Source organism: Indolivaga alginatilytica (assembly GCF_003201355.1).
Taxonomy (GTDB): Bacteria; Bacteroidota; Bacteroidia; order Bacteroidales; family Dysgonomonadaceae; genus Dysgonomonas_A; species Dysgonomonas_A alginatilytica.
This window is the reverse complement of record NZ_QICL01000002.1, coordinates 118,792-139,905: the sequence shown is the minus strand read 5'-3', so window position 1 is coordinate 139,905 and position 21,114 is coordinate 118,792. Positions and strand designations below refer to the sequence as shown.

The 21,114-nt window shown below is 36.5% G+C and carries 18 protein-coding genes and 1 tRNA gene; 14 read left to right on the top strand and 5 right to left on the bottom strand.

The window, feature by feature from the left end; translation table 11 throughout:
* The first annotated feature begins 29 nt into the window (after positions 1-29).
* The 7 genes from CLV62_RS03285 to galA all read left to right on the top strand — a co-directional run bounded on the left by CLV62_RS03285 (position 30) and on the right by galA (position 10,562).
* Positions 30-1,121, top strand: a complete 1,092-nt coding sequence (locus tag CLV62_RS03285) for an efflux RND transporter periplasmic adaptor subunit (RefSeq protein WP_110309370.1) — start codon at positions 30-32, stop codon at positions 1,119-1,121.
* 97 nt (positions 1,122-1,218) lie between these two features.
* Complete coding sequence (locus tag CLV62_RS03280) at positions 1,219-4,317, top strand: efflux RND transporter permease subunit (protein WP_110309369.1); 3,099 nt, start codon at positions 1,219-1,221, stop codon at positions 4,315-4,317.
* 49 nt (positions 4,318-4,366) lie between these two features.
* Positions 4,367-5,053 (top strand): response regulator transcription factor, encoded by a 687-nt coding sequence (locus CLV62_RS03275; RefSeq protein ID WP_110309368.1) that lies wholly within the window; start codon positions 4,367-4,369, stop codon positions 5,051-5,053.
* A gap of 4 nt (positions 5,054-5,057) precedes the next feature.
* Positions 5,058-6,410, top strand: coding sequence for a HAMP domain-containing sensor histidine kinase (locus CLV62_RS03270; RefSeq protein ID WP_110309367.1), 1,353 nt, complete (start codon positions 5,058-5,060; stop codon positions 6,408-6,410).
* Positions 6,411-6,447: 37 nt separating this feature from the next.
* Positions 6,448-7,017: a hypothetical protein gene (locus tag CLV62_RS03265; protein WP_110309366.1), complete on the top strand. Its 570-nt coding sequence runs from the start codon at positions 6,448-6,450 to the stop codon at positions 7,015-7,017.
* A 43-nt stretch (positions 7,018-7,060) separates the two neighbouring features.
* The gene (locus CLV62_RS03260) at positions 7,061-7,594 is read left to right on the top strand and encodes a GNAT family N-acetyltransferase (RefSeq protein ID WP_110309365.1); all 534 of its coding nucleotides are present in this window, start codon (positions 7,061-7,063) and stop codon (positions 7,592-7,594) included.
* Positions 7,595-7,706: 112 nt separating this feature from the next.
* Entirely contained in the window at positions 7,707-10,562 is a 2,856-nt protein-coding gene (gene galA / locus CLV62_RS03255) for a beta-galactosidase GalA (protein ID WP_245903986.1), read from the top strand.
* Between the two features lie 86 nt (positions 10,563-10,648).
* Here galA and CLV62_RS03250 read toward each other — a convergent pair whose 3' ends face one another.
* Positions 10,649-11,731 carry an acyltransferase gene (locus CLV62_RS03250; RefSeq protein WP_110309363.1) on the bottom strand — a complete coding sequence of 361 codons (1,083 nt, stop codon included), beginning with the start codon at positions 11,729-11,731 and terminating at the stop codon, positions 10,649-10,651.
* A gap of 93 nt (positions 11,732-11,824) precedes the next feature.
* On the opposite strand from CLV62_RS03250, the gene CLV62_RS03245 reads away from it, so the two are divergent.
* Positions 11,825-12,598, top strand: coding sequence for a response regulator transcription factor (locus CLV62_RS03245; RefSeq protein ID WP_110309362.1), 774 nt, complete (start codon positions 11,825-11,827; stop codon positions 12,596-12,598).
* Here the strand turns inward: CLV62_RS03245 and CLV62_RS03240 are convergent.
* Positions 12,593-13,051, bottom strand: a complete 459-nt coding sequence (locus CLV62_RS03240) for a cupin domain-containing protein (RefSeq protein WP_110309361.1) — start codon at positions 13,049-13,051, stop codon at positions 12,593-12,595. The genes CLV62_RS03245 and CLV62_RS03240 overlap by 6 nt on opposite strands.
* A gap of 343 nt (positions 13,052-13,394) precedes the next feature.
* Positions 13,395-13,790: a hypothetical protein gene (locus CLV62_RS03235; protein WP_110309360.1), complete on the bottom strand. Its 396-nt coding sequence runs from the start codon at positions 13,788-13,790 to the stop codon at positions 13,395-13,397.
* 391 nt (positions 13,791-14,181) lie between these two features.
* Here CLV62_RS03235 and CLV62_RS03230 point away from each other — a divergent pair, with 391 nt between their 5' ends.
* The 4 genes from CLV62_RS03230 to CLV62_RS03215 all read left to right on the top strand — a co-directional run bounded on the left by CLV62_RS03230 (position 14,182) and on the right by CLV62_RS03215 (position 17,823).
* Entirely contained in the window at positions 14,182-15,060 is an 879-nt protein-coding gene (locus tag CLV62_RS03230) for a HEPN domain-containing protein (protein ID WP_110309359.1), read from the top strand.
* 25 nt (positions 15,061-15,085) lie between these two features.
* Positions 15,086-16,267 carry a TraB/GumN family protein gene (locus CLV62_RS03225; RefSeq protein ID WP_110309358.1) on the top strand — a complete coding sequence of 394 codons (1,182 nt, stop codon included), beginning with the start codon at positions 15,086-15,088 and terminating at the stop codon, positions 16,265-16,267.
* Between the two features lie 228 nt (positions 16,268-16,495).
* On the top strand, positions 16,496-17,170 hold the full coding sequence (locus CLV62_RS03220; protein ID WP_110309357.1) for a hypothetical protein: 675 nt from the start codon (positions 16,496-16,498) through the stop codon (positions 17,168-17,170).
* Positions 17,171-17,370: 200 nt separating this feature from the next.
* The gene (locus tag CLV62_RS03215) at positions 17,371-17,823 is read left to right on the top strand and encodes a GNAT family N-acetyltransferase (protein ID WP_110309356.1); all 453 of its coding nucleotides are present in this window, start codon (positions 17,371-17,373) and stop codon (positions 17,821-17,823) included.
* A gap of 69 nt (positions 17,824-17,892) precedes the next feature.
* Here CLV62_RS03215 and CLV62_RS03210 read toward each other — a convergent pair.
* Positions 17,893-17,976, bottom strand: a tRNA-Leu gene (locus CLV62_RS03210).
* Between the two features lie 169 nt (positions 17,977-18,145).
* Between CLV62_RS03210 and CLV62_RS03205 the strand changes: the two genes are divergently transcribed.
* Together CLV62_RS03205 and CLV62_RS03200 are read left to right on the top strand one after the other, a co-directional pair.
* Positions 18,146-19,228 carry a mannose-1-phosphate guanylyltransferase gene (locus CLV62_RS03205; protein WP_110309355.1) on the top strand — a complete coding sequence of 361 codons (1,083 nt, stop codon included), beginning with the start codon at positions 18,146-18,148 and terminating at the stop codon, positions 19,226-19,228.
* Positions 19,229-19,440: 212 nt separating this feature from the next.
* The gene (locus CLV62_RS03200; protein WP_170120006.1) at positions 19,441-20,238 is read left to right on the top strand and encodes a glycosyltransferase family 2 protein; all 798 of its coding nucleotides are present in this window, start codon (positions 19,441-19,443) and stop codon (positions 20,236-20,238) included.
* A gap of 68 nt (positions 20,239-20,306) precedes the next feature.
* On the opposite strand, the gene CLV62_RS03195 is transcribed toward CLV62_RS03200, so the two are convergent.
* Positions 20,307-21,104 carry a TIGR02757 family protein gene (locus CLV62_RS03195; protein WP_110309353.1) on the bottom strand — a complete coding sequence of 266 codons (798 nt, stop codon included), beginning with the start codon at positions 21,102-21,104 and terminating at the stop codon, positions 20,307-20,309.
* Positions 21,105-21,114: the final 10 nt, after the last annotated feature.

The window sequence follows — 21,114 nt, the reverse complement described above, 5'->3', positions numbered from 1 at the left end:
ATTACAAAAAACAGAAAGAACTAAAACATATGATAAAGAGACAGATTACATTTACGATTGCTGCTTTACAAATTCTACTTCTTGCTTCTTGCGGAAGTAAATCAAATGCAGATAACGCAGACGGGAAACCTGAGATCAAGCAAGCTTTTCTTCAGAATGTAAAAACAACCAAAGCCCTATTAAGCAACCAGGAAGAAGAGTTGACTTTGACAGGCAAGGTAGAATATGACCCAGATAAAGTAATAAACTATGTACCTATGATCGGAGGGATTATAGAACGTTCGTATTTTTCTCTTGGTGATAAAGTACAGAAAGGACAGACATTGCTTGACATCAGAAGTACAGAGTTAAGCTCGCTACAATCGGAACGGGTTGGTTTGGAATCGGATGTTAAGATTGCCGAGCGTGAATTAAAGACTGCTCAAACAATGTTCGATGATAATATGCTCTCCGAAAAAGAATTGATGGAAGCAGTAGCCAAACTGAGCCAAGCAAAAGCGGCTTACAGCAAAATACAAACTGATATGGCGGTATTCGGGTCAGACAAAGGAAGTGGTACATTTTCCATTAAAGCCCCTATGAGTGGATATATTGTCAGCAAAAATGCCTCATCAGGAAGCACCGTCTCAGCCGACAGCGATCCCCTTTTTATTATTGCAGATCTGAATACTGTGTGGATTACAGCAAACGTATATGCCAGCAATCTGCTTTTTGTAAAAGAAGGGCAAGATGTGAAAATCACCACCCTTTCCTATCCTGGCGAAATATTTCAGGGTAAAATAAATTCTCTGTCACAGGTATTTGACCCCGAAGAAAAAGTACTGAAAGCTCGAATAGTAATGCCCAATAAAGACTTACGCCTAAAGCCTGAAATGTCTGCAGTAATCAGGTTAAAAAATGAGACCCATAACAAATTAGTATCTGTTCCGTCAGAAGCTTTGGTTTTTGATAACGATCGTTATTATGTTGTAGTTGAAGAATCACCGGATAATTTCAAATCGAAAGAAGTCACTCTCAGCGGACACCATAACAATGTAACCTATATAACCTCAGGGGTATCGGAAGGAGAAAACATTGTTATAAAGAATCAATTACTGATACACTCAGGTCTCAAAGATTAAGGTCTCGTCCCTTTTTCACTATTCTGGTAAGCATAATAACAACAGACTGTTATAGCTTTTAAATATATCATTTAATATTACTAGTTATCTATATAGTATGCACAAGTTTGTCGAAAAAATAATAGCATTTGCCTTACGCAATCATATACTTGTACTATTTCTTACCGGTATACTTTTTATTGCAGGTATCATATGCTACATACACACGCCCATTGAGGCCTATCCGGACGTAACCAATACCCGAGTCAGAATTATTACACAATGGCAGGGACGGAGTGCCGAAGAGGTCGAAAAGTTTATAACGCTCCCCATTATGCGGGAAATGAACACTATTCCGCGCAAAGCAGATGTACGCTCTACCTCGCTTTTCGGATTATCCGTAGTCACAGTAATATTCGAAGATGATGTTGACGATTTCTTTGCTCAGCAATATGCTTCGAATCGTATGCAGGGGTTGGATTTGCCCGATGGAGCCGATCCTTCGATTGAACCACCTTCAGGGGCAACAGGCGAAATTTATCGCTATGTTCTCAAAAGTGACTTACCAATCAGAGAAGTAGCAGCCATCAACGAATGGGTTGTGGAACGCGAGTTATTATCCGTACCCGGTGTAGCAAGTATCGCCAGTTTTGGAGGTGAGGAGAAAATGTTCGAGATTAAAGTGAATCCTGCCGAACTCAACAATTACGATTTGTCTCCTTTGGAAGTATTCGAAGCCGTATCGAACAGCAACATCAACGTTGGTGGAGATATTATACAGAAAGGAAGTCAGGCATTTGTTGTAAGAGGTGTAGGATTACTAGAAAGTGTAGAGGACATAGAAAATATACTTATCGAAGTGAAAGGGGGTACACCCATCCGAGTAAAACAGGTAGCATCAGTAAATATATCATCCAAACCGAGATTGGGGCAAGTAGGTCTTGATGACGATGACGATGTTGTTCAAGGTATTGTGATAATGCTTCGTGGACAAAATCCGAGCGATGTCATTATCAACCTAAAAGAAAAGATAACCGAACTTAACGAGAGAATATTACCCGAAAATGTCAAAATAGAACCATTTCTCGACCGTACAACTTTAGTGGATTCTACTGTGCATACAGTTATCAGAAATTTGCTGGAAGGCATCATCTTGGTTTCTATTGTAGTATTCATTTTCCTATTCAACTGGCGAACAACTCTGATTGTAGCCACAGTGATTCCACTATCGTTTTTATTCGCTATTGTAATGCTCCGTATTCAGGGATTACCCGCCAATCTTATTTCGATGGGGGCACTCGATTTCGGTTTACTTCTGGAAGGAACACTGGTTATAGTGGAGATTGTCTTTGTAGAGATGGAAAAGCGATCCGTCTTACTTCAAGGCAGGTATGAAAATACGCTCAAAAGCGGACTTATCAAAAAGAGTGCAGGAACCGTTGCTTCACATATTTTCTTCGCCCAATTGATTCTGGTTGTAGCCTTATTCCCTATCTTCTCGTTCCAAAAAGTAGAAGGCAAGATGTTCTCTCCTTTAGCATTCACATTAGGATACGCACTTCTGGGATCACTCATCCTTAGCTTAACCTATGTGCCTGTAATGTGTAAAGTTTTACTGACAAAACCATTGAAAGAAAGAACTAATTTCATCAGTAGATTCTTTACATCAACATTGTATAAGATATATGAATTTGGTACACGATACCGTAAAGGAACTATTATTGCTTTCTGCATCTTATTATCTCTATGTGTTGCCAGATTCTGTTATTGGGGTACCGAGTTTATACCTAGTATGAACGAAGGAGCAATTTACATTCGTGCCACTTTACCTAACAGTGTAAATCTGGAAGAGTCGGTAAAAATAACCAAACAGATGAAGAAGAAACTGAGAAATTTTGGCGAAGTTGAGTTTGTTTTATCACAAACAGGTCGACCCAATGATGGTACCGACCCGACAGGATTCTTTAATATAGAATTTCATACTCAATTAAAGCCTGAAAAAGAATGGGATCGAAAGATCACCAAGGATGATCTTATAAACGAAATAAAAGATTCGCTCGATATATATCCCGGTGTAATCTTCGGGTTCAGCCAACCCATACAGGATAATGTTGAAGAATACGTAGCAGGAGTAAAAAGCTCATTGGTTATCAAGATATTCGGAAACGACCTTCACCAATTAGAAGACCTAGCCAATCAAACAGCAGCTTCTATTAAGGACATTAAAGGGATCGAAGATGTAAACGTTTTCAAGAGCATAGGCCTTCCCGAATTACAAATAAAATTAGATGAAACGCGAATGGCTCGCTACGCAGTATCTATGGCAGATGCACAAGCCGTAGTAGAAATGGCGATTGGAGGAAAATCGGCAACTAAATTTTACGAAGAAGAACGAACCTTTGATGTAAATATCCGTTTCCAAAAAGAATACCGAGACAATGAGGATAAAATTGGAAATATACTGATTCCTACAATGGATGGTAAGCAAGTTCCTTTAAAAGAGATTGCAGATATAACATTCATCACAGGACCTACATTTATCTACCGAGATGGAAATAGCCGATATATTGGTGTAGGATTCAGCATACGCGATCGCGATTTAGGATCTACCATCGCCGAAGCTCAGAAAAAGGTAGCTGATAAGGTTCAATTGAAACCTGAAAATAAGATGCAGTGGGCAGGTGAATTCGAAAGTCAACAACGAGCCACCAAACGTTTGATGGTAATTGTTCCTGCCGCGTTACTTCTTATTTTGTTCCTTCTCTATATGAATTTTGGAACCATAAAAGATACTCTTATTGCAGCCAGTGCCATGCCTTACGCCTTTATCGGAGGATTTTTATCGCTATGGATAACGAATACAACCTTCGGCATATCGGCAGGAATCGGCTTTATTATCCTATTCGGTATAACGGCAATTGATAGTATTCTGTTGATCGCATTGATGAAAAGTAAAATGCAGAGAAGCCATAATCTCCGACTGGCTATTGATGAAGCAGTACACAACAGAGTACGCCCCGTACTGATGATTGCCCTTATGGGATCGATGGGATTATTTCCGGCAGCTATGTCAACCGGAATGGGTTCTGAGATACAAAGACCATTGGCAATTATGATCGTAGGAGGAATACTGATTTGTATGCTCTTATCGTTTACTGTCTTGCCACAAGTGTTTTACTTTGCTTACAGACGAGATAAAAGGTTGAAAAGAGATTAAGGTCAATAAAAATTATTATTTTTAGGTCTTACAATAATGCAACTTATTTATGGAGCTACTTCTTGTTGAAGATAACATACGCATTAGTGAGTTCATGGTTAAAGGACTTACAGAGAGTGGATTTTCAGTTGTTCTGGCTGAAAATGGCACGGATGCACGAAGTCTGATAAGCCAACGGGAATGGGATTTGATTTTACTTGATATTATGTTACCCGATATTGATGGGATAGAGCTTCTGCAATACACCCGTTACAAGAAGATAAACACCCCCATTCTCGTAGTCAGTGCTTTGGGAGAACCCGATGATAAAGTAAAGGCTTTAGATTATGGAGCTGACGATTATTTAGCAAAACCTTTTCATTTCAAAGAATTGATTGCGCGCATCAATGCTTTGACTCGCAGAGCTAAGCTGAATTACAATACACCTTCTGAAATTTTGGAATGTGATGATCTGAAACTCTATATAGATGAACATCGTATAGAAAGAGGCGATACAGAAATAAAACTGACCCTTCAGGAATTTAAGCTTCTTAAAATTTTGATGGAGAATAAGAATAAAGTTCTTCCCCGTAGTCAGATTCTCGATTCCGTATGGGGCATCAATTATGATTCGAGCACCAATGTCGTAGATGTATATATATCGTATCTGCGTAACAAAGTAGATATAGAAGGGCATACCAAACTCATAGAAACCATTAAAGGAAGAGGTTATATGATAAGAACACATAACGAATAAGATTATGAAAGTTCAGACTCGTTTAAGCCTATTTTGTTCTATTGTATTTGGAGTGATATTCGCAATCTTATCTCTCCTTATATATGCTTTATATTACAATAATGTAGAAAAATCTATTTATCAAGGCTTGCAAAAAACGGTTCAGATAACAGCTCTTTTTTATCTGGAAGAAGACGAGCTAAGCAGTAGAGATTTTGCTAAAATAAGAAAGCAATTCGAGGAAGCCGTTTCGGATTCGTACTATCAGATATACAACGAAGAAAATAAAGTTAGCTACGGAGCTAAACCCGCAGACATTCCGATTAACATACTCGATCGCATACGTAAGGAAAAACAATTGTCTTTTTCAACTGATGAATTTCTTTGTAACGGCATCTTCTACGAAGACAATCAAGGAGACTTTGTGGTTATCACTAAAAAGAAAAAAGAATATCTCAACGAGCAGATGAATCAGCTTTTATGGGTTCTTTTGGCAGCTTTAATAATAGGTTTACTAACTATCATAGGATTGAGCAGATGGGTGTCGCATGTAGCATATCGCCCATTTAGAAGGATAATAAATCAGGTAAATAACATCTCAACCAAAAATTTAGATGTTCAGATAGAATCTCCTCAAACCAAAGATGAACTGCAAGACCTAACGGATACATTCAATGTCCTTTTGGATAAACTTTCCGAGACATTTATCATTCAAAAGAATTTTGTAAACTATGTATCTCACGAATTCAAAACACCTCTAGCCTCAATACTTGGTAATCTGGAAGTATTCTCGATAAAAGACCGTACAGCAGAAGAATACAAACAATTATCGGACAAACTTATTCAACAAATTTATCAACTAGAGGAAATACTCAATATCCTGATTGTTATTTCCGATCTGAGAGAGGACTCAGATATTAGGGCACAAGTACGGATTGACGACTTGATCTGGGAAATAATAAGTAAGATATCCGACCGGTATCCCGACTCTAAAATAAAAGTCGATGTAGATATTCTACCCGAAGATGAGCAACTGCTATCTGTAAGCAAAGACAAAACTCAATTGCTCATGGCAATGTTCAACCTCATAGAAAATGCAGTTAAATACTCTCAGGGAAACATTGTGGATATTCATTTATCTAAAACAGAAGGTAATCTTTCAATGTCAATTACCGACAAGGGTATAGGAATACCTTCCGACCAATTAGCCAATATTAGCAAACCTTTTTATCGGGCAGATAACACAAATAAAATACAAGGCAGTGGTATAGGTTTATCTATCGCTCTGCGCATTCTTGAAAAGAATAAGATTAAGTACGAAATAGTTTCCGAAGAAAACAAGGGAACCTGCATTATTCTTATACTACCCAGAATCTGACTTCTCTTTTGTATCTTTATATACTAAAAGAAAACATATGGAACTACTACCTTTTAAGGGGCATATGATACCCGGACTCAAGTTTAAAGAGTATTGTGTATGGGTTTTAAACTGGTCTGATACTCCTAATACATTTAAAAGAATGACTGAAATTTGGATACTTGAATATGACGGCAAAAAAGTATGTTACCTATCCCCATACGAAAGTAAATCAGTCTTCCAAAAATACCATCGCTTCGATGAAATAATAGAAGCAGATATAAATATATCCGAGACAAATGATGGAATTACCATACATGTAAATACAGAAGAAAAAGAAACTCTCCTATTAAATCTAAAGTTCAAAAAATCATTGAAATACTACTTCATCAATTTTTTCATTCAACACGGGAATAAAAATAAAATAGGCGAAAAGGGCAAAACCGAAACAGGAGCATTTTATCACAATATTCCGGAGAAAATTATTTCAATAGCAGTAGATAAAGCAGAGTTCAACGGCAATTCGATGAAACTCATAAATAAGCTTCATCTTAAACTAGACCTAGGAGACGGGCAAGCATCTAAAGACCCTATTATTAACTACTGCACACATATGTTAGAAAAGTAACTAACTTTGTTCTCATATAAACGAATCTACATTGACACCAAAAATGGAAAATAGCCCCATTAGCTCTCAAAGAATTTTACTTAGAAGCATCCATGAAACCGACCTCGAAGCCATATATTCGTATCGTTCTTTAGAAGAGGTAGCCCGATATCAATATTGGGAACCTTTTACAAAAGAGCAAACCGCCGATTTTATAGATAAAAATAAAGATTCAGACCTCGATAAAGAAGGAGAATGGATCGGTCTTGCTGTAATAAACAAACAAGACAATAAACTTATAGGAGATTGTGCTGTATGTGTTGCCGAATGTAAAGCTGAGATCGGATTTAATATTTCACCTGACTATCAGCATAAAGGATTTGCAAAGGAAGTATTAAATTTGCTCTGCGATTATTATTTTAACATCTCAGGGATTAATGAAGTATTTGGCATCACCGACTCTGAGAATACAGCCTCTATTCGATTGATGGAATCCATCGGAATGGTTAAATCGTCCGATTTCGAAGAAAGACTTATATGTAAAGGCGTTTGGAGTATTGAGTATAAATATGTCATAACCAAATCTGACTGGAAGTAAACCTTAGCCAAACTAATAAATAATTAACTCCTCACATACGAATTATAGGATAGGATAGATATATGTATTATCTTTAAGCCACAACTCAGAAATTGATAAATACTAAATATCTATGAAAAAAACCTTTTCATTAGTACTCGTTCTTTGCTTTTTCCTAGAGGTCTTCGCTCAACAAGGTAACAATGAAAATTCAGTACTGGCAGTAAAAAACGAGCGTTTATCGTTAGATAAAGGATGGCGCTTTCATCCGGGAGATATTCCCTTTCCAATAATTAAAGGTCATAACGCTACCTATACGAGCACAAAGGCGGCTCGGGCAACAGGAGCAGCAGCTCCCGGCTATGATGATAAAAGCTGGCGTGAACTAGATTTACCTCACGATTGGGCAGTAGAAATGCCTTTCGACTCTACCGAAAACTTGTCACAAGGTTACAAACAACGAGGTTACGGATGGTATCGTCGTCACTTCAAACTGGATAACTCAGACAGAGGCAAACATCTCGAACTTCAATTTGATGGTATTGCAACACATGCCACTATTTGGGTGAATGGCACAGTTGTGCATCGCAATTGGTGCGGATATACCTCATCATACATTGATGTATCTCCTCTTGTAAAATATGGCGATGAAATAAATACAATTGCCATTCGGGTAGATGCAGTAGCACAAGAAGGATGGTGGTACGAGGGTGCAGGTATTTATCGCCACACATGGCTGGTAAAACGTTCGCCACTTCATATTATTACCGATGGAGTATATGCCAACCCTGTAAAAACAGCAAGCGGTAGTTGGGAGATTCCTGCCGAAATAACATTACAGAATTCAGGAAAAGGTAATGTCTCAAACATAGAAGTAGAGGTAAGTGTGTTTGACAAATCGGGAAAGCAAATTGCACAGAACACTAACAAAACCTCGGTAAAGCTTTTCGATCAGGCAATAGCATCATTATCTATCCCTGTAAGCAATCCGCATTTATGGTCAGTGGATGATCCTTATTTATATACAGTAGAAACTAAGGTGAAACAAAATGGAAAGCTATTGGATGAAGCTACCACCAAATGTGGCTTCCGCACCATTCGTTTTGATAAAGACACAGGCTTTTATCTGAATGACCAGCCGATGAAACTTAAAGGGACTTGTAATCATATAGATCATGCAGGTGTAGGCGTTGCTATGCCCAATTCTCTTTGGGAATTTCGCTTACGTAAACTGAAAGAGATGGGATCGAATGCTTATCGCTGTGCACATAATCCGCCATCAAGGGAGTTTCTTGAGGCATGCGACAGCATCGGTATTATGGTTATGGATGAAAACCGCAACTTCAATTCATCACCCGAATATATACGTCAATTGCAATGGCTGATACAACGCGACCGTAACCATCCGAGTGTTATCCTATGGTCGGTTTTCAATGAAGAGCCCATGCAAGGAACAGAAATAGGCTATGAAATGGTACGACGTATGTCGACCGAAGTAAAAAAATTAGATACCACACGCCCCGTTACTGCAGCAATGAATGGTGGGTTATTTTCTGAAATAAATGTATCGCAGGCTGCTGATGTTGTAGGCTTCAACTACCAATCATACGCTTATGACGATTTTCGAAAAGCAAACCCTCATATGTGTCTCACCAGTTCGGAAGATGTATCGTGCGTAATGCAACGAGGACAATACGTGACAGATCACAGTAAAAACCTATTAGATTCGTACGATACACAGCACCCTGATTGGGGCACAACTCACCGAAAATCGTGGAAAGATATTAATGAACGCCCGTTTCTGGCAGGTTGCTTTGTATGGACAGGTTTCGATTATAAAGGAGAACCCACCCCATTTGCATGGCCAACTGTAAGTTCAAACTTCGGAATCATGGATTTATGCGGATTCCCGAAATCGGCTTATTACATTTATCAGGCTTTCTGGTTAGATCGTCCTATTCTTCGCTTAGAGCCTCATTGGAATTGGCCTGCTGACAGTATTGGCAAGAATATAAAAGTAATGGCTATCAGCAATCTTGATAAAGTTAAGCTAATAGTGAATGGCAAAACCATTGCAGAAGAAAATGTAGATAAATACAATTTCAATTCGTGGGATATACCTTATCAACCCGGAAAACTGGAAGCCATCGGTTATCGAAGTGGCAAAGAAGTAATTCGTACGAAAGTAGAGACTACAGACGAACCTGTAAGTATTCAGTTAATTGCTGATCGCTCTTCTATCGACGGAGACGGATGGGATGCTATGCCTATCACTGTACAGGCATTAGATAAAAAAGGAAGACCTGTACCCACAGCAAATATGCTTATCGAGTTTGAAGTATCGGGAGATGGAAAACTGATTGGCGTTGGCAACGGAGATCCGAACTCACATGAATTGGATAAAGCTACAACGAGAAGCCTTTATCACGGGTTAGCTCAGGCAATAATTCAAAGTAACGAGAATACAAACGGTAATGTGATAGTGACAGCTAAGAGCAAAGGTCTGAAATCGGCAACTATAAGTATTCCCGTAAGGCAAGTAGCACAGATTCCATTCGTAGCAAGAGTATCTCCTACTCTGGTACTCGACAAATGGCTGTTGTCTCCCAGTACAACCTCACGTCCCGATCCAAATCTAAAACTTTCGGATAATGACATGAACAGTTGGGAACCAATCCGTAACGGTCAGTTACAGACTTTGGAAAAAGGAAAGTATCAGGTTTACAGATCGACATTTACACCCTATAAACTTCAACAAACCGAAGGCGGCAGAATTCTTTTCAGAAATCTAACAGGCAAGGCTGAAATCTGGCTTAATGGACAGTTGATAGGAACCAAAGATAAAGCGGAAGCTTCCGACTTTGTTGCTGAATTCCCTCCATTAGCAGGAGATTATCAACTAAATGTTCTTATTGAAGGAAATACAGGTGATAAAGTGGGATTAGGAGGAATGGTTTCTATTCTGGACAGAGCTATTACTTCAAAATAATATAGTCTTACAACTAAAAAGGGAAGGTAATCCGATCGGATTACCTTCCCTTTCTGCTATAACTATAATTATATTCTCTTCATTCACTACCCGATTAAGTATTTACTACCCGGCAGGTAAGAAATCAGTTTTGCCAGAATACAGCATCTGGTAAAAGTACTGACGCCCACCAAAGCAATGGTGACCGGAGTCGAAAAATGACCTCCTATGAGATTATAGCTAAAGCCAAGCAGAAATATGTGCATAAGATATATTCCATAACTCAATCCTGAGAGTTGACGAACAATACCATACAACCACTTGCCTTGGAATGTTATTTTTTTCAGTATAACAAAAGCTCCGAAGGTCATAAAAACAACATTGAAAGAACAAAAACGCCAGCTTAATTCAAGCTCCTGTAATTGAGTTGCGGTAAATGTGCGTTGATAGTAAACAATAGCAGTAAAAAGATAACCCACAATAAATAACGTACCACCAATACACAAACTCTTTTTCAAAGACCAATCGATATAAGTACGTATATAATACGCCAATACCAGATAACCGATGAATCCCGAGAAATACCAGAACATGTGAAATTCGTTCCAATAACATTCACCATAAAGATCCCCGACAATCAACTTTGCGTAGTGCCAAAATGTAGTAACAAACCAAACAGCCAGAAACAACTGCAACCCTCGCTTAGAGGCCTCTCTAAGCCAAGGCGATAATACAGGCATAAACATATAAAGCCCGATAAGCATATAGATATACCAAAGATGACCGCTTGCTGCACCAAAATTAGTCAACAACTGTATCAGATTTGATTTTACATCCGCTAATGAAACCGCTCCCCAACATAAAGGAAGAATTGCGTAAAGCAACGACCATACCACAAACGGAATAACAACTCTTACAAAACGACGTTTAAAAAAAACTTCCGTATTATTACCTTTCAATGGTAATAATAGATAAGAAGAAGCCATAACAAAGAGAGGAACAGAGGAACGGAAAAAACTATCGACAACACTCACCCAAAACCCGTCCGAAGCATTCCGTATGCCGATAGAGTCTCCATCTATAAAGAAAAACTCGCACGAATGCACCATGATTACCATAAAACAAGCTATTATTCTGAGGTAATCTAAAAAAACAACTCTCTCCTCCGGATTAATTCCTTTTATTTGCATAATGTTGTACGATTTTCTATTTTTACGTAAATGTATGTATTGGATATCGACAGTACAATACTGAATTATAACCATCTACTATCATGAATCACTATGGACGTATTAAAAGCAGAACTTGAAGAAGCATTTTCCATACAAAGTTTCGATCAGAGCTTATTCGATAATAAGACATTGCAAGATTGCCGGAAGCTTATTCAGTCACTCACAGAAGTAAATAACGGATGTGCTGTACTTACCGATCTGGCGGCAAACAGGAGTTACTTTTCGATCGGTACGTTTGGTGATTTTTTGGGTCTTTCCCCTGAAGATATATCACAAGAGATTATTGAATCTCTGGATGAAGATTGTATATATCACCGTATTCATCCCGAAGATTTAGTGGATAAACGCATGCTGGAATTAAAGTTCTTTCGTTTTTTGTGCAATCAGCCCATTGCTGAACGACTAAGATACCGCTCGAGTTGCAGAATAAGAATGCTTAACGGAGAGGGTGTATATAAGTATATCGCTAATCAGACTCAGATACTGCGAAATTCACCTTGTGAAAATATGTGGCTGGCACTTTGCCAGTATGACCTATCTCCAAATCAGATTCCGGCAATAGGTATTAACAGCCAAATTACAAATAATAAGACCGGCGAAATTATTACTATATCTCTATATGAAGAGCGGGCTTCTATTCTTTCCGAACGCGAAAAAGCGATACTAAAACTTATCAAGGAAGGTCTTCTGAGTAAAGAAATTTCTCCCCGGTTAAACATCAGTATCAATACTGTTAACAGGCACCGACAAAATATTCTTCAAAAACTGAGTGTGAACAACTCTTTGGAAGCTATTCACACTGCGGAAATGATGAAGTTATTATAAACTCCATTTCGATTCATGGTCTACTCGCCTACCATCCTCTGTGGTATATTTCCCCAAAGAGCCTTCTGTTGATTGAATAACCATATATACCATTGGTTCGTCCGAAGAATTGCGCAATCCTCTTACTCCGGAAGGTGAAACCCTTACAACACTTCCTTCTTTTATAGGGAAGCAATCTTCGTCAACCTGAAAATCACCCGAACCCTTTAGAAAGATGTATGTTTCTTCATTGTTCGTATGAATGTGGAAGTATGATAATTCGGTCTTAGGCGGTAGCGTATTAAATGAGATTTCGGTTCCTGTAGATTTTGTTGATTCTTTCAGAAAAACCTTTCCTTCAATCAGTTGTTGTGTCTTGGGATGAATTAATGAGTGGTCTTTTATTTCATCGAGACTTCCCATATTAACAGCTGTATAGTTTGTATTTTCGGCAATTGGTTCAATCTTTTTCATATATTTTATTAAGTTTGATTGCTCAAATATAAGAATTTAAGTCTTTCATAAATCTGTTTGTTTTATGATTTATGCGAAACTGCAATTGTATTATAATTGATTATGCTTTGAAGGAGCAGATTGAGAAGCTCAAAGAGAAATGAGTGATGAATTAAACCAAGGGGGGTGTGTCATAAGATATCCAGCACACAGAATACACTGATATCACAGATTTTTGTATTTCATAAATCACTGTTAAATAGCGAAATAAAAAAAAATCTGTATTTTCTGTTATTTCAGTGTAATTTGTGTTCTGTTCAGACTCTTGACACACCCTCTTAGTTTAAGATTCTGCTTCGTTTTTTTATGAAACCGGCATTTTATAAAAATAGAAGTGTGTGCTTTCACTCTCTTCTATTTTACAATAAATAGAGTCTTTCAATATCCAGCACTTTTTCCTGTAACTGTAATATTTTGAGTATTGACGCAAAAAGATGATAAACAAGGTTTCATCTTTGGGTTCATAGAAATGGATCGATGCTGAACAGCACTTGTCTTCTTTGTCCATAATAAAGGTCAGGGAGACATTCTCTTTGTCAAAACCGACTTCCACATAATCCATGAGATTACCTTTTTCCATATACCTTATCAGACATAGAGGATAGTTGTTGTACTTCTCTTTTATTGCTAAGTGAGACAAAGGAAGGGCTGAACATGCGTGTCCGACCAAGTGTTTGAAATCATTATTTTTCTGATTCATAAACATCCGCTTTTAAGCCTGCTAAGAATAGCAAGCCTTTGTGATTAATAGTTTCAGCTTTGTGCCTCGTCTGCGGGGTCGGTGTTATTTACCTGCAAGTGTGCGTGGGGCAAATAAAAATCACAGCCGGAGTTTAATTATTACAAATATAAAAGTTATTTCTTTTTTTTAAGGTCTAAGACCTTTTTATTACTTGGTTAAGTATAAATCAGTTAACAGTGAGCAGTCAACATTTCCTTGTTTACCTGCCAACTCGTTTACTTAAAGATATATGACATCAAATACTTTCATTTACTTATATCTGCTTTATATTTATATGGAATTATAGGGTCGCTGCAAACTTTTGTTTGCTAATAATTAACTATTTTTGCTCGTAACAAAATACTTTTTCATGAAAAAATCCATATCACATCTGCCCAAGCGTAAACAGGAAGATTTATATTTTCTTGTCAGCAAGATAAGGGAGCGCCTGCCACAAGCCGAAATGATTATTCTTTACGGTAGTTATGCTACAGGGAAATATGTGGAATTTGATGAGCGTGTAGAGTTCGGTATACCTACTTTGTTTATGTCCGATTATGATATACTGGTTGTTACAAGCGGTATACTCAATAAGAAAGCTTCGCATGCTCTGGATAATATAGATAATCTGTATTACAAAAACCCTGAAACGCAAACGCCTGTTCAGTTTATCAACGAGGATATTAAGACGCTTAACAATCAGCTGGAGGAGGGCAGGTATTTCTATACGCAGTTAAAGCAGGAGGGGATAATCCTTTATGACAGCGGTAAATTTAAACTTGCCAGAAGAAGAAAATTAAATTTTAGGGAGATACAGCTACAGGCACAAGAGTACTTTGATGACAAGTTTCAAAATGCGAATAGCTTCTTTAGACTAGCAAAATCAGCTTATGAATATGAAGATTATAAGATGTCATCTTTTCAACTTCACCAAGCCTCTGAAAACTATTATCATGCTATCCGTTTGTCTTTTACGTTGAGAAGTAATAAGCAACATAATTTAGCTAAACTGTCTTCGTCGGTTAAGCATTACTCTGAAGATTTGGCAAAGGTCTTCCCTCAGCATACAGCGGAGGAGAAGCGGTTGTTTACTCTCTTAAAAGACGCTTATGTAGAGGCTCGGTATAATCCTAAGTTCTTGGTTACGAAGGGGGATATTGATGCTTTGTTGGTCAAAGTGGAACTTCTTCGGGATATTACTAAACGTATTTGTGAACAGAGAATAAAAGAATATGGGGAGATGATATAAATTAAAGTCTGAAATTTAAATAAATATGATTAGAAGATATTGCTTAACTCTATTCTGTATTATATATGTTGTTCAATTACAAGGTCAGAACGACAATGAATATTTTAAGTTTATAACAGAGCAAAAGACGTCAGCGAAGGATTATATCATAAAACTGTTCAAAGAAAAAGATATTGTAGTATTCAGCGAAAGAAATCATGCGGAAGTTGAACAATACAACCTATTGTTAGATGTTATTAAAGATCCTTACTTTATCAAAAATGTAGGAGCAATTTATCTGGAAGTCTGCTGTGTGAATAATTCTTCCCCAATAAACAACTTCCTTGTCCACGAAGGATATGACACTATTCAAGCATATAAAGAAACCACTAAACTATATCAATTAGGGAACACCATGCACCTATGGAATTGCTACAGCTATCCTTGGCTGATATATAACCTGTATAATTTAAATCAAAATTTACCAAACAAAAATAAGATACACTTATATGGCTGTGATATAGAATTCGATTGGGCTAATTATAAGACTCCGGAAGAATATGCCACTATCGATCCGATTTTAGCAGTAAGAGATTCGTTAATGGCACAAAACTTTATAGAACAATATACAAATATTCAAACCTACAGAAACGGAAAAAAGAAAGCGCTTGTAATAATGAATTCCAGACATGGATATTTAAAAGACACACATCGTACAGAAACAGAAATACGAAAAAATACAGGTCGCTACCTTTATGATAAATATAAAAACAGGATTGCATCTGTTTTCATTATGAGTCCGGGGCATCCAAACGGATGGGATAAATATGAGCTGATTAAAAACGGGAAGTGGGATGCCATTTTTGAATTAACAGGCAAAACAAACATGGGCTTTGATTTAAAAAATACACCTTTTGGAAAAGAGAAATTTGACTGGACTCCCGAAGGATGGACACTGGATAAATATCGTTACGAAGATGTTTTTACCGGAATCGTCTATTATAAACCTCTAGAAGAGCATATATTAAAAAGAGGTTGGGAAAATTCAATCACAGACGACTTTAAACCTGAATTCATAAGGCGTATGAAAATAATGGATTTTGATGATGAAGAGATTGAAAATGAAGTAAAGATTGAAAAAACGGTAAGATCTCAACAATACCATAACATAGTAGAATTTAGAAATGAAATCGACTCATGGAAAGAAGAACTAAAACATATTTATTGAGTTTATCGGATTAAGTGCGTTTTTGAACCAACTGTCAGTTTTTACACCTTTTTTGCACCCCGCCAAAACGAGAACCTACCATATTTGCCCGTAAACAAATTGCATACAAAGCTTTAACTATTCTATTCTCTAACCGATTTCTTGAAGCTTTAGACTTTATTAATGAGTTGAGGGAGTGGATTCCGAAACCGTAAATTGTATATTTGTGTACACTAAATACTATTTTCTATGAAGAAACTCATATTGTTAATTTTCTTATCTTATTCTATTTTTTCTTTTAGCCAAAATAGTGAGATTGAGAAATTAGTTAATGTAGCATATAAAACGATTGTACCTAAGAATTTTAAATATTACAATTTGATTGATTCAAGTTTTATATTAGACCTTAAACGTACTATTTCTTGCAATCCTCAATTAGAAAAATTCATTCAAGCCAACCCTGATTTTAAATTATCTGAATTTCTATCTTCATCAAATAGTTTGGATAGGATTAGTTGGTATAATTACAAAATAGAAGGAGCAAATTTATATTCTTATAATGACATACCAAAATTTGCAACTCATTTACAAATTGTCAATCTAATACCCTTCAAAACATCGAAATCAGTATTAGATAGTTTAAATCATAACAAAAAACATAATGAAGTCATTGTCCCAGTCAAAAGATGGTGGTCAAAAAGCAGAATAGAAAAAGAAACTAAAAAAAAATGGGATGAACGAGATGAAAGTACAATATTAGAAAACAAAAAATATTTCAAATTTTCTACCCCTATCTTTTCTTTGGATTTTAGATATGCCATTATAGAATTGATTACAGGTGGAGAAACAAGTACAACCTATGTGTTTAAAAAAGTGGATAACAATTGGATTCCCTTTTCTGTAATTGATGGGTATGTCCATTAAAAAAAGCGTGACAGATTTCTCTATTAGGCTTTCGGAGCACCTTTAACCGTTCCATTCTCGAGCCAATCTTTTGAAGATTCAGACTTAATTTATGAATTGAGAGAGTGGATTCCGAAACCGTAAATCAAAAGACCGCCGCCAAGATTGAAATATCATTTATTTACATTAATATTGTTTTTTATTAAAAACATTCTGATAAAATGGAAATTAGAAAAATAATAGAGAATAAAGGACGCTTTATGAACTTGCTTCTATTGGGCGATGAACAGGAAAGCATGATTCACAAATATTTAGAAAGAGGCGAATTATTTGCATTATATGATACTGATTTAAAAACGGTTTGTGTCGTAACACAAGAAAATGAAAATACTTGCGAAATCAAAAATATTGCAACTTACGAAAAAGAACAAGAGAAAGGATACGGAAGCTTAATGATAAAACATATAATTGAATACTATAAAGATAAATGTGATACACTATTACTTGGCACAGGCGAAGACGATAAAATATTATCATTTTACAAAAAGTTCGGATTTGTTTATTCACATACGGTAAAAGACTTTTTCATAGATAATTACGACCATGAAATGTTTGAAAATGGGAAACAATTAAAAGATATGATTTATTTGAAAATAAATACACCTGAGCTGTAACACAATGAGATAAGTTACGACGGGTAAAAACAAAAAGCGGAGAGAGTTTTTCAACTTTCTCCGATGCAGTACCCAGAGCCGGGATCGAACCGGCATGGAAGTGAATCCACTGGTGTTTGAGACCAGCGCGTCTACCAATTCCGCCATCTGGGCATTTTTTGTGAGTGCAAAGATAGATATATTTTCGAAACTACCATACTTCTGCCCTATTTTTTGAAAAAAGAAGTATTTTTTTTTCTATGCATAAAATATATTACATTTGTTTACGTCTTAATTATGTAAGATACACGTATAAATATAAATTCATACCAGATTTTAGACCATGGACAATAAAAATAGTTATTGTGTAATTATGAGTGGCGGTATTGGCAGCCGTTTTTGGCCTTTTAGCCGCGAAGCTCGTCCTAAACAATTTCTTGATTTCTTCGGTACAGGCCGTTCTCTTCTGCAGATGACAGTAGATCGGTTCAAGAAGATTCTGCCAATCGAAAATATATTTATTGTAACTAATGAGAGTTATGCCGAGCTTACGATGCAGGAAGTACCTGAGTTATCTCCCAGCCAGATACTATTAGAACCGCTTCGACGCAACACAGCCCCTTGTATCGCTTATGCAAGCTATCATATAAACTCGATAAACCCCAATGCTAATATTGTAGTAGCTCCTTCCGACCATCTTATATTAAAAGAAGATGAATTTGCAGCTGTTATAAACAAGGCACTAGGCTTTGTGGATAACCATGAAATTCTTTTAACATTAGGTATCAAGCCGAATAGACCCGAAACCGGATATGGATATATACAAATTGACGAGGAGACTGTTGGCGATATTAACAGAGTTAAGGTTTTTACAGAAAAACCGAATCTTGATTTAGCCAAAATATTTTACGAAAGTGGCGAATTCCTTTGGAATTCAGGCCTTTTCATTTGGAGTGTAAAGACAATAATAAAAGCATTCAATGATAATTTATCAGAGGTTGCCACAATCTTTAATCAAGGAAAGGATATTTATACAACAGACAAAGAACAAGCTTTTATAAAAGAGCAATATTCTTATTGTCCAAGTATTTCTATTGATTATGGAATAATGGAAAAAGCTAATAACGTTTGTGTTATAATAGCAGATTTCGGATGGTCTGATCTTGGTACATGGGGTTCCTTACACGATATCTCAGATAAAGACAAAGACGCAAATGCTTCCTTAAAATGTGAAACTCTATTTTATGACAGTTCAGAGAATATTGTAGCTTTGCCCGATGGAAAATTGGCTGTTATTCAGGGCTTGAATAACTACATCGTTGCAGAAGTAGATGACATCCTTCTAATTTGTCAGAAAGATCAAGAACAACGCATCAAACAATTTGTAGCTGACATCAAACTTAAATACGGCGATAATTATATTTAAGGTCGTAAACCTACTTATTTCTTTGGCAAGTAAAATCATAATCAAACTGTTACAAGTCGTAAACAGACAAGTTACGAATAGGCAAATCCTATAAACTGATGACTGGTTTTAAATATAGCAATAAACATTTTGCATTACTTAATAGACAAAGACATACCGATATATAAAGAAAGTGGCAAATAATGCCACTTTTTTTTTTAATTTTGTCAAGAATGAATAAAATATCGATCATAACAGTAAACAGAAATAATGCAGATGGTTTGGAGAAAACTATCAAAAGCGTTATTAAACAAACTTATACTAATTATGAGTTTATTATTATTGATGGCGCTTCAACAGACAATAGTGTAGATATTATAAAACAATATTCTTCAAAGATATCATTTTGGATCAGTGAGAAAGACACTGGTATATTTAATGCAATGAACAAAGGAATCAACCGATCAACGGGTGATTACTGCTATTTTCTTAATTCTGCTGATACTTTCGCCGATGACAATGTATTGAAAGATATTTTTGAGACACAAACATATACTGCCCCTTTTATTAACGGACACCAGATTAACGATTTTGGGAGTTATACTCAAAAGGTCCCCTGTTTGAACAGAAACCTAACTTTATTCGACTTTTATTGGGGTACAATAAAACATCAGGCAACTTTCATCCGTCGGGATTTGTTTGACACCTACGGCTTATATGACGAAAGTTTAAAAATAACCTCTGACTGGAAGTTTTTTCTTCAGACAATAGGTTTACATAATGAACAACCCCTATTTATTGATGTTGATATTGTTCTTTTCGAATGGAACGGACTGAGCACAAACCCTGAATTAACAGCAACCCACAAGAATGAAAGGACTCTTGTTTTAGATGAGTACATCCCTAGATCAATACAGAGTGATTATGAACACTTTCATGAAATGAGCGATTACAAATACATTGTCGATGTGATGAAAAAAAATCGTGTATTTACATTTCTTGTAAAAGTGCTAGTCAAAGTATTTAAATAAAGAGTATGCAACAAATGGCCTGAAACCTTAAATTAACGCCAATCTGCTTAATGACAAGATAATTACATTTAAGATTTAGGACTCATATCCATCACACACTTTTCTTCGATTGAAATACCAAACAATGCAAAATCATATTTAACCGGATCATTTGCATCCAATAACCTCAAATTTTCAGTGAGTTCCATTGCTGCAGCCCAATCAGGCTTATCGCGAGACAGCAACCCTATTTTCTTGGCAGTACGTTCTACATGTAAATCTAAAGGACAAATCAGATCTTTGGGGCGGATAGTTTTCCACAATCCGAAATCAACACCCTGCTCATCATCTCTGACCATCCAACGTAAATACATATTTAATCTTTTACAAGCCGATTTCCGAGAAGGATTAGGGATATGCTTACGTGTACGGGAAGGTGCATCAGGTGCATCAAAAAAAGAATTCTGAAAATGATTCAACCCCTGCTCTACAGTCATATCCTGTCTGGGAAAAAATGCACTTTCTAAAGTCGAATATACAGAATAATGTCTTTTGAAAAAATCGATACAATACAAAAGATCCGTATCATTAAATGTGCGATGTTTAAATCCCAGTAATTGCTTTAAGTCCTTATTTTCGTGCTCTGTAATAAACTCATATGGCGCATTATCCATACGCTGTGAAAGTTCTTTACATTTTTTTATGATAGTTGGGCGTTGCCCCCAGGCAAAAATAGCAGCGAAAAATCCCATAATTTCTATATCTTCGCGTTTACAATAAGCATGCGGAATACAAATAGGGTCATTGTCTATGAATTGAGGACGATTATACAGTAGAACCTTCTGATCTAAAAAATCTTTTAGGTATTCGAAATTAATTACAGCCATTGTTATAGAT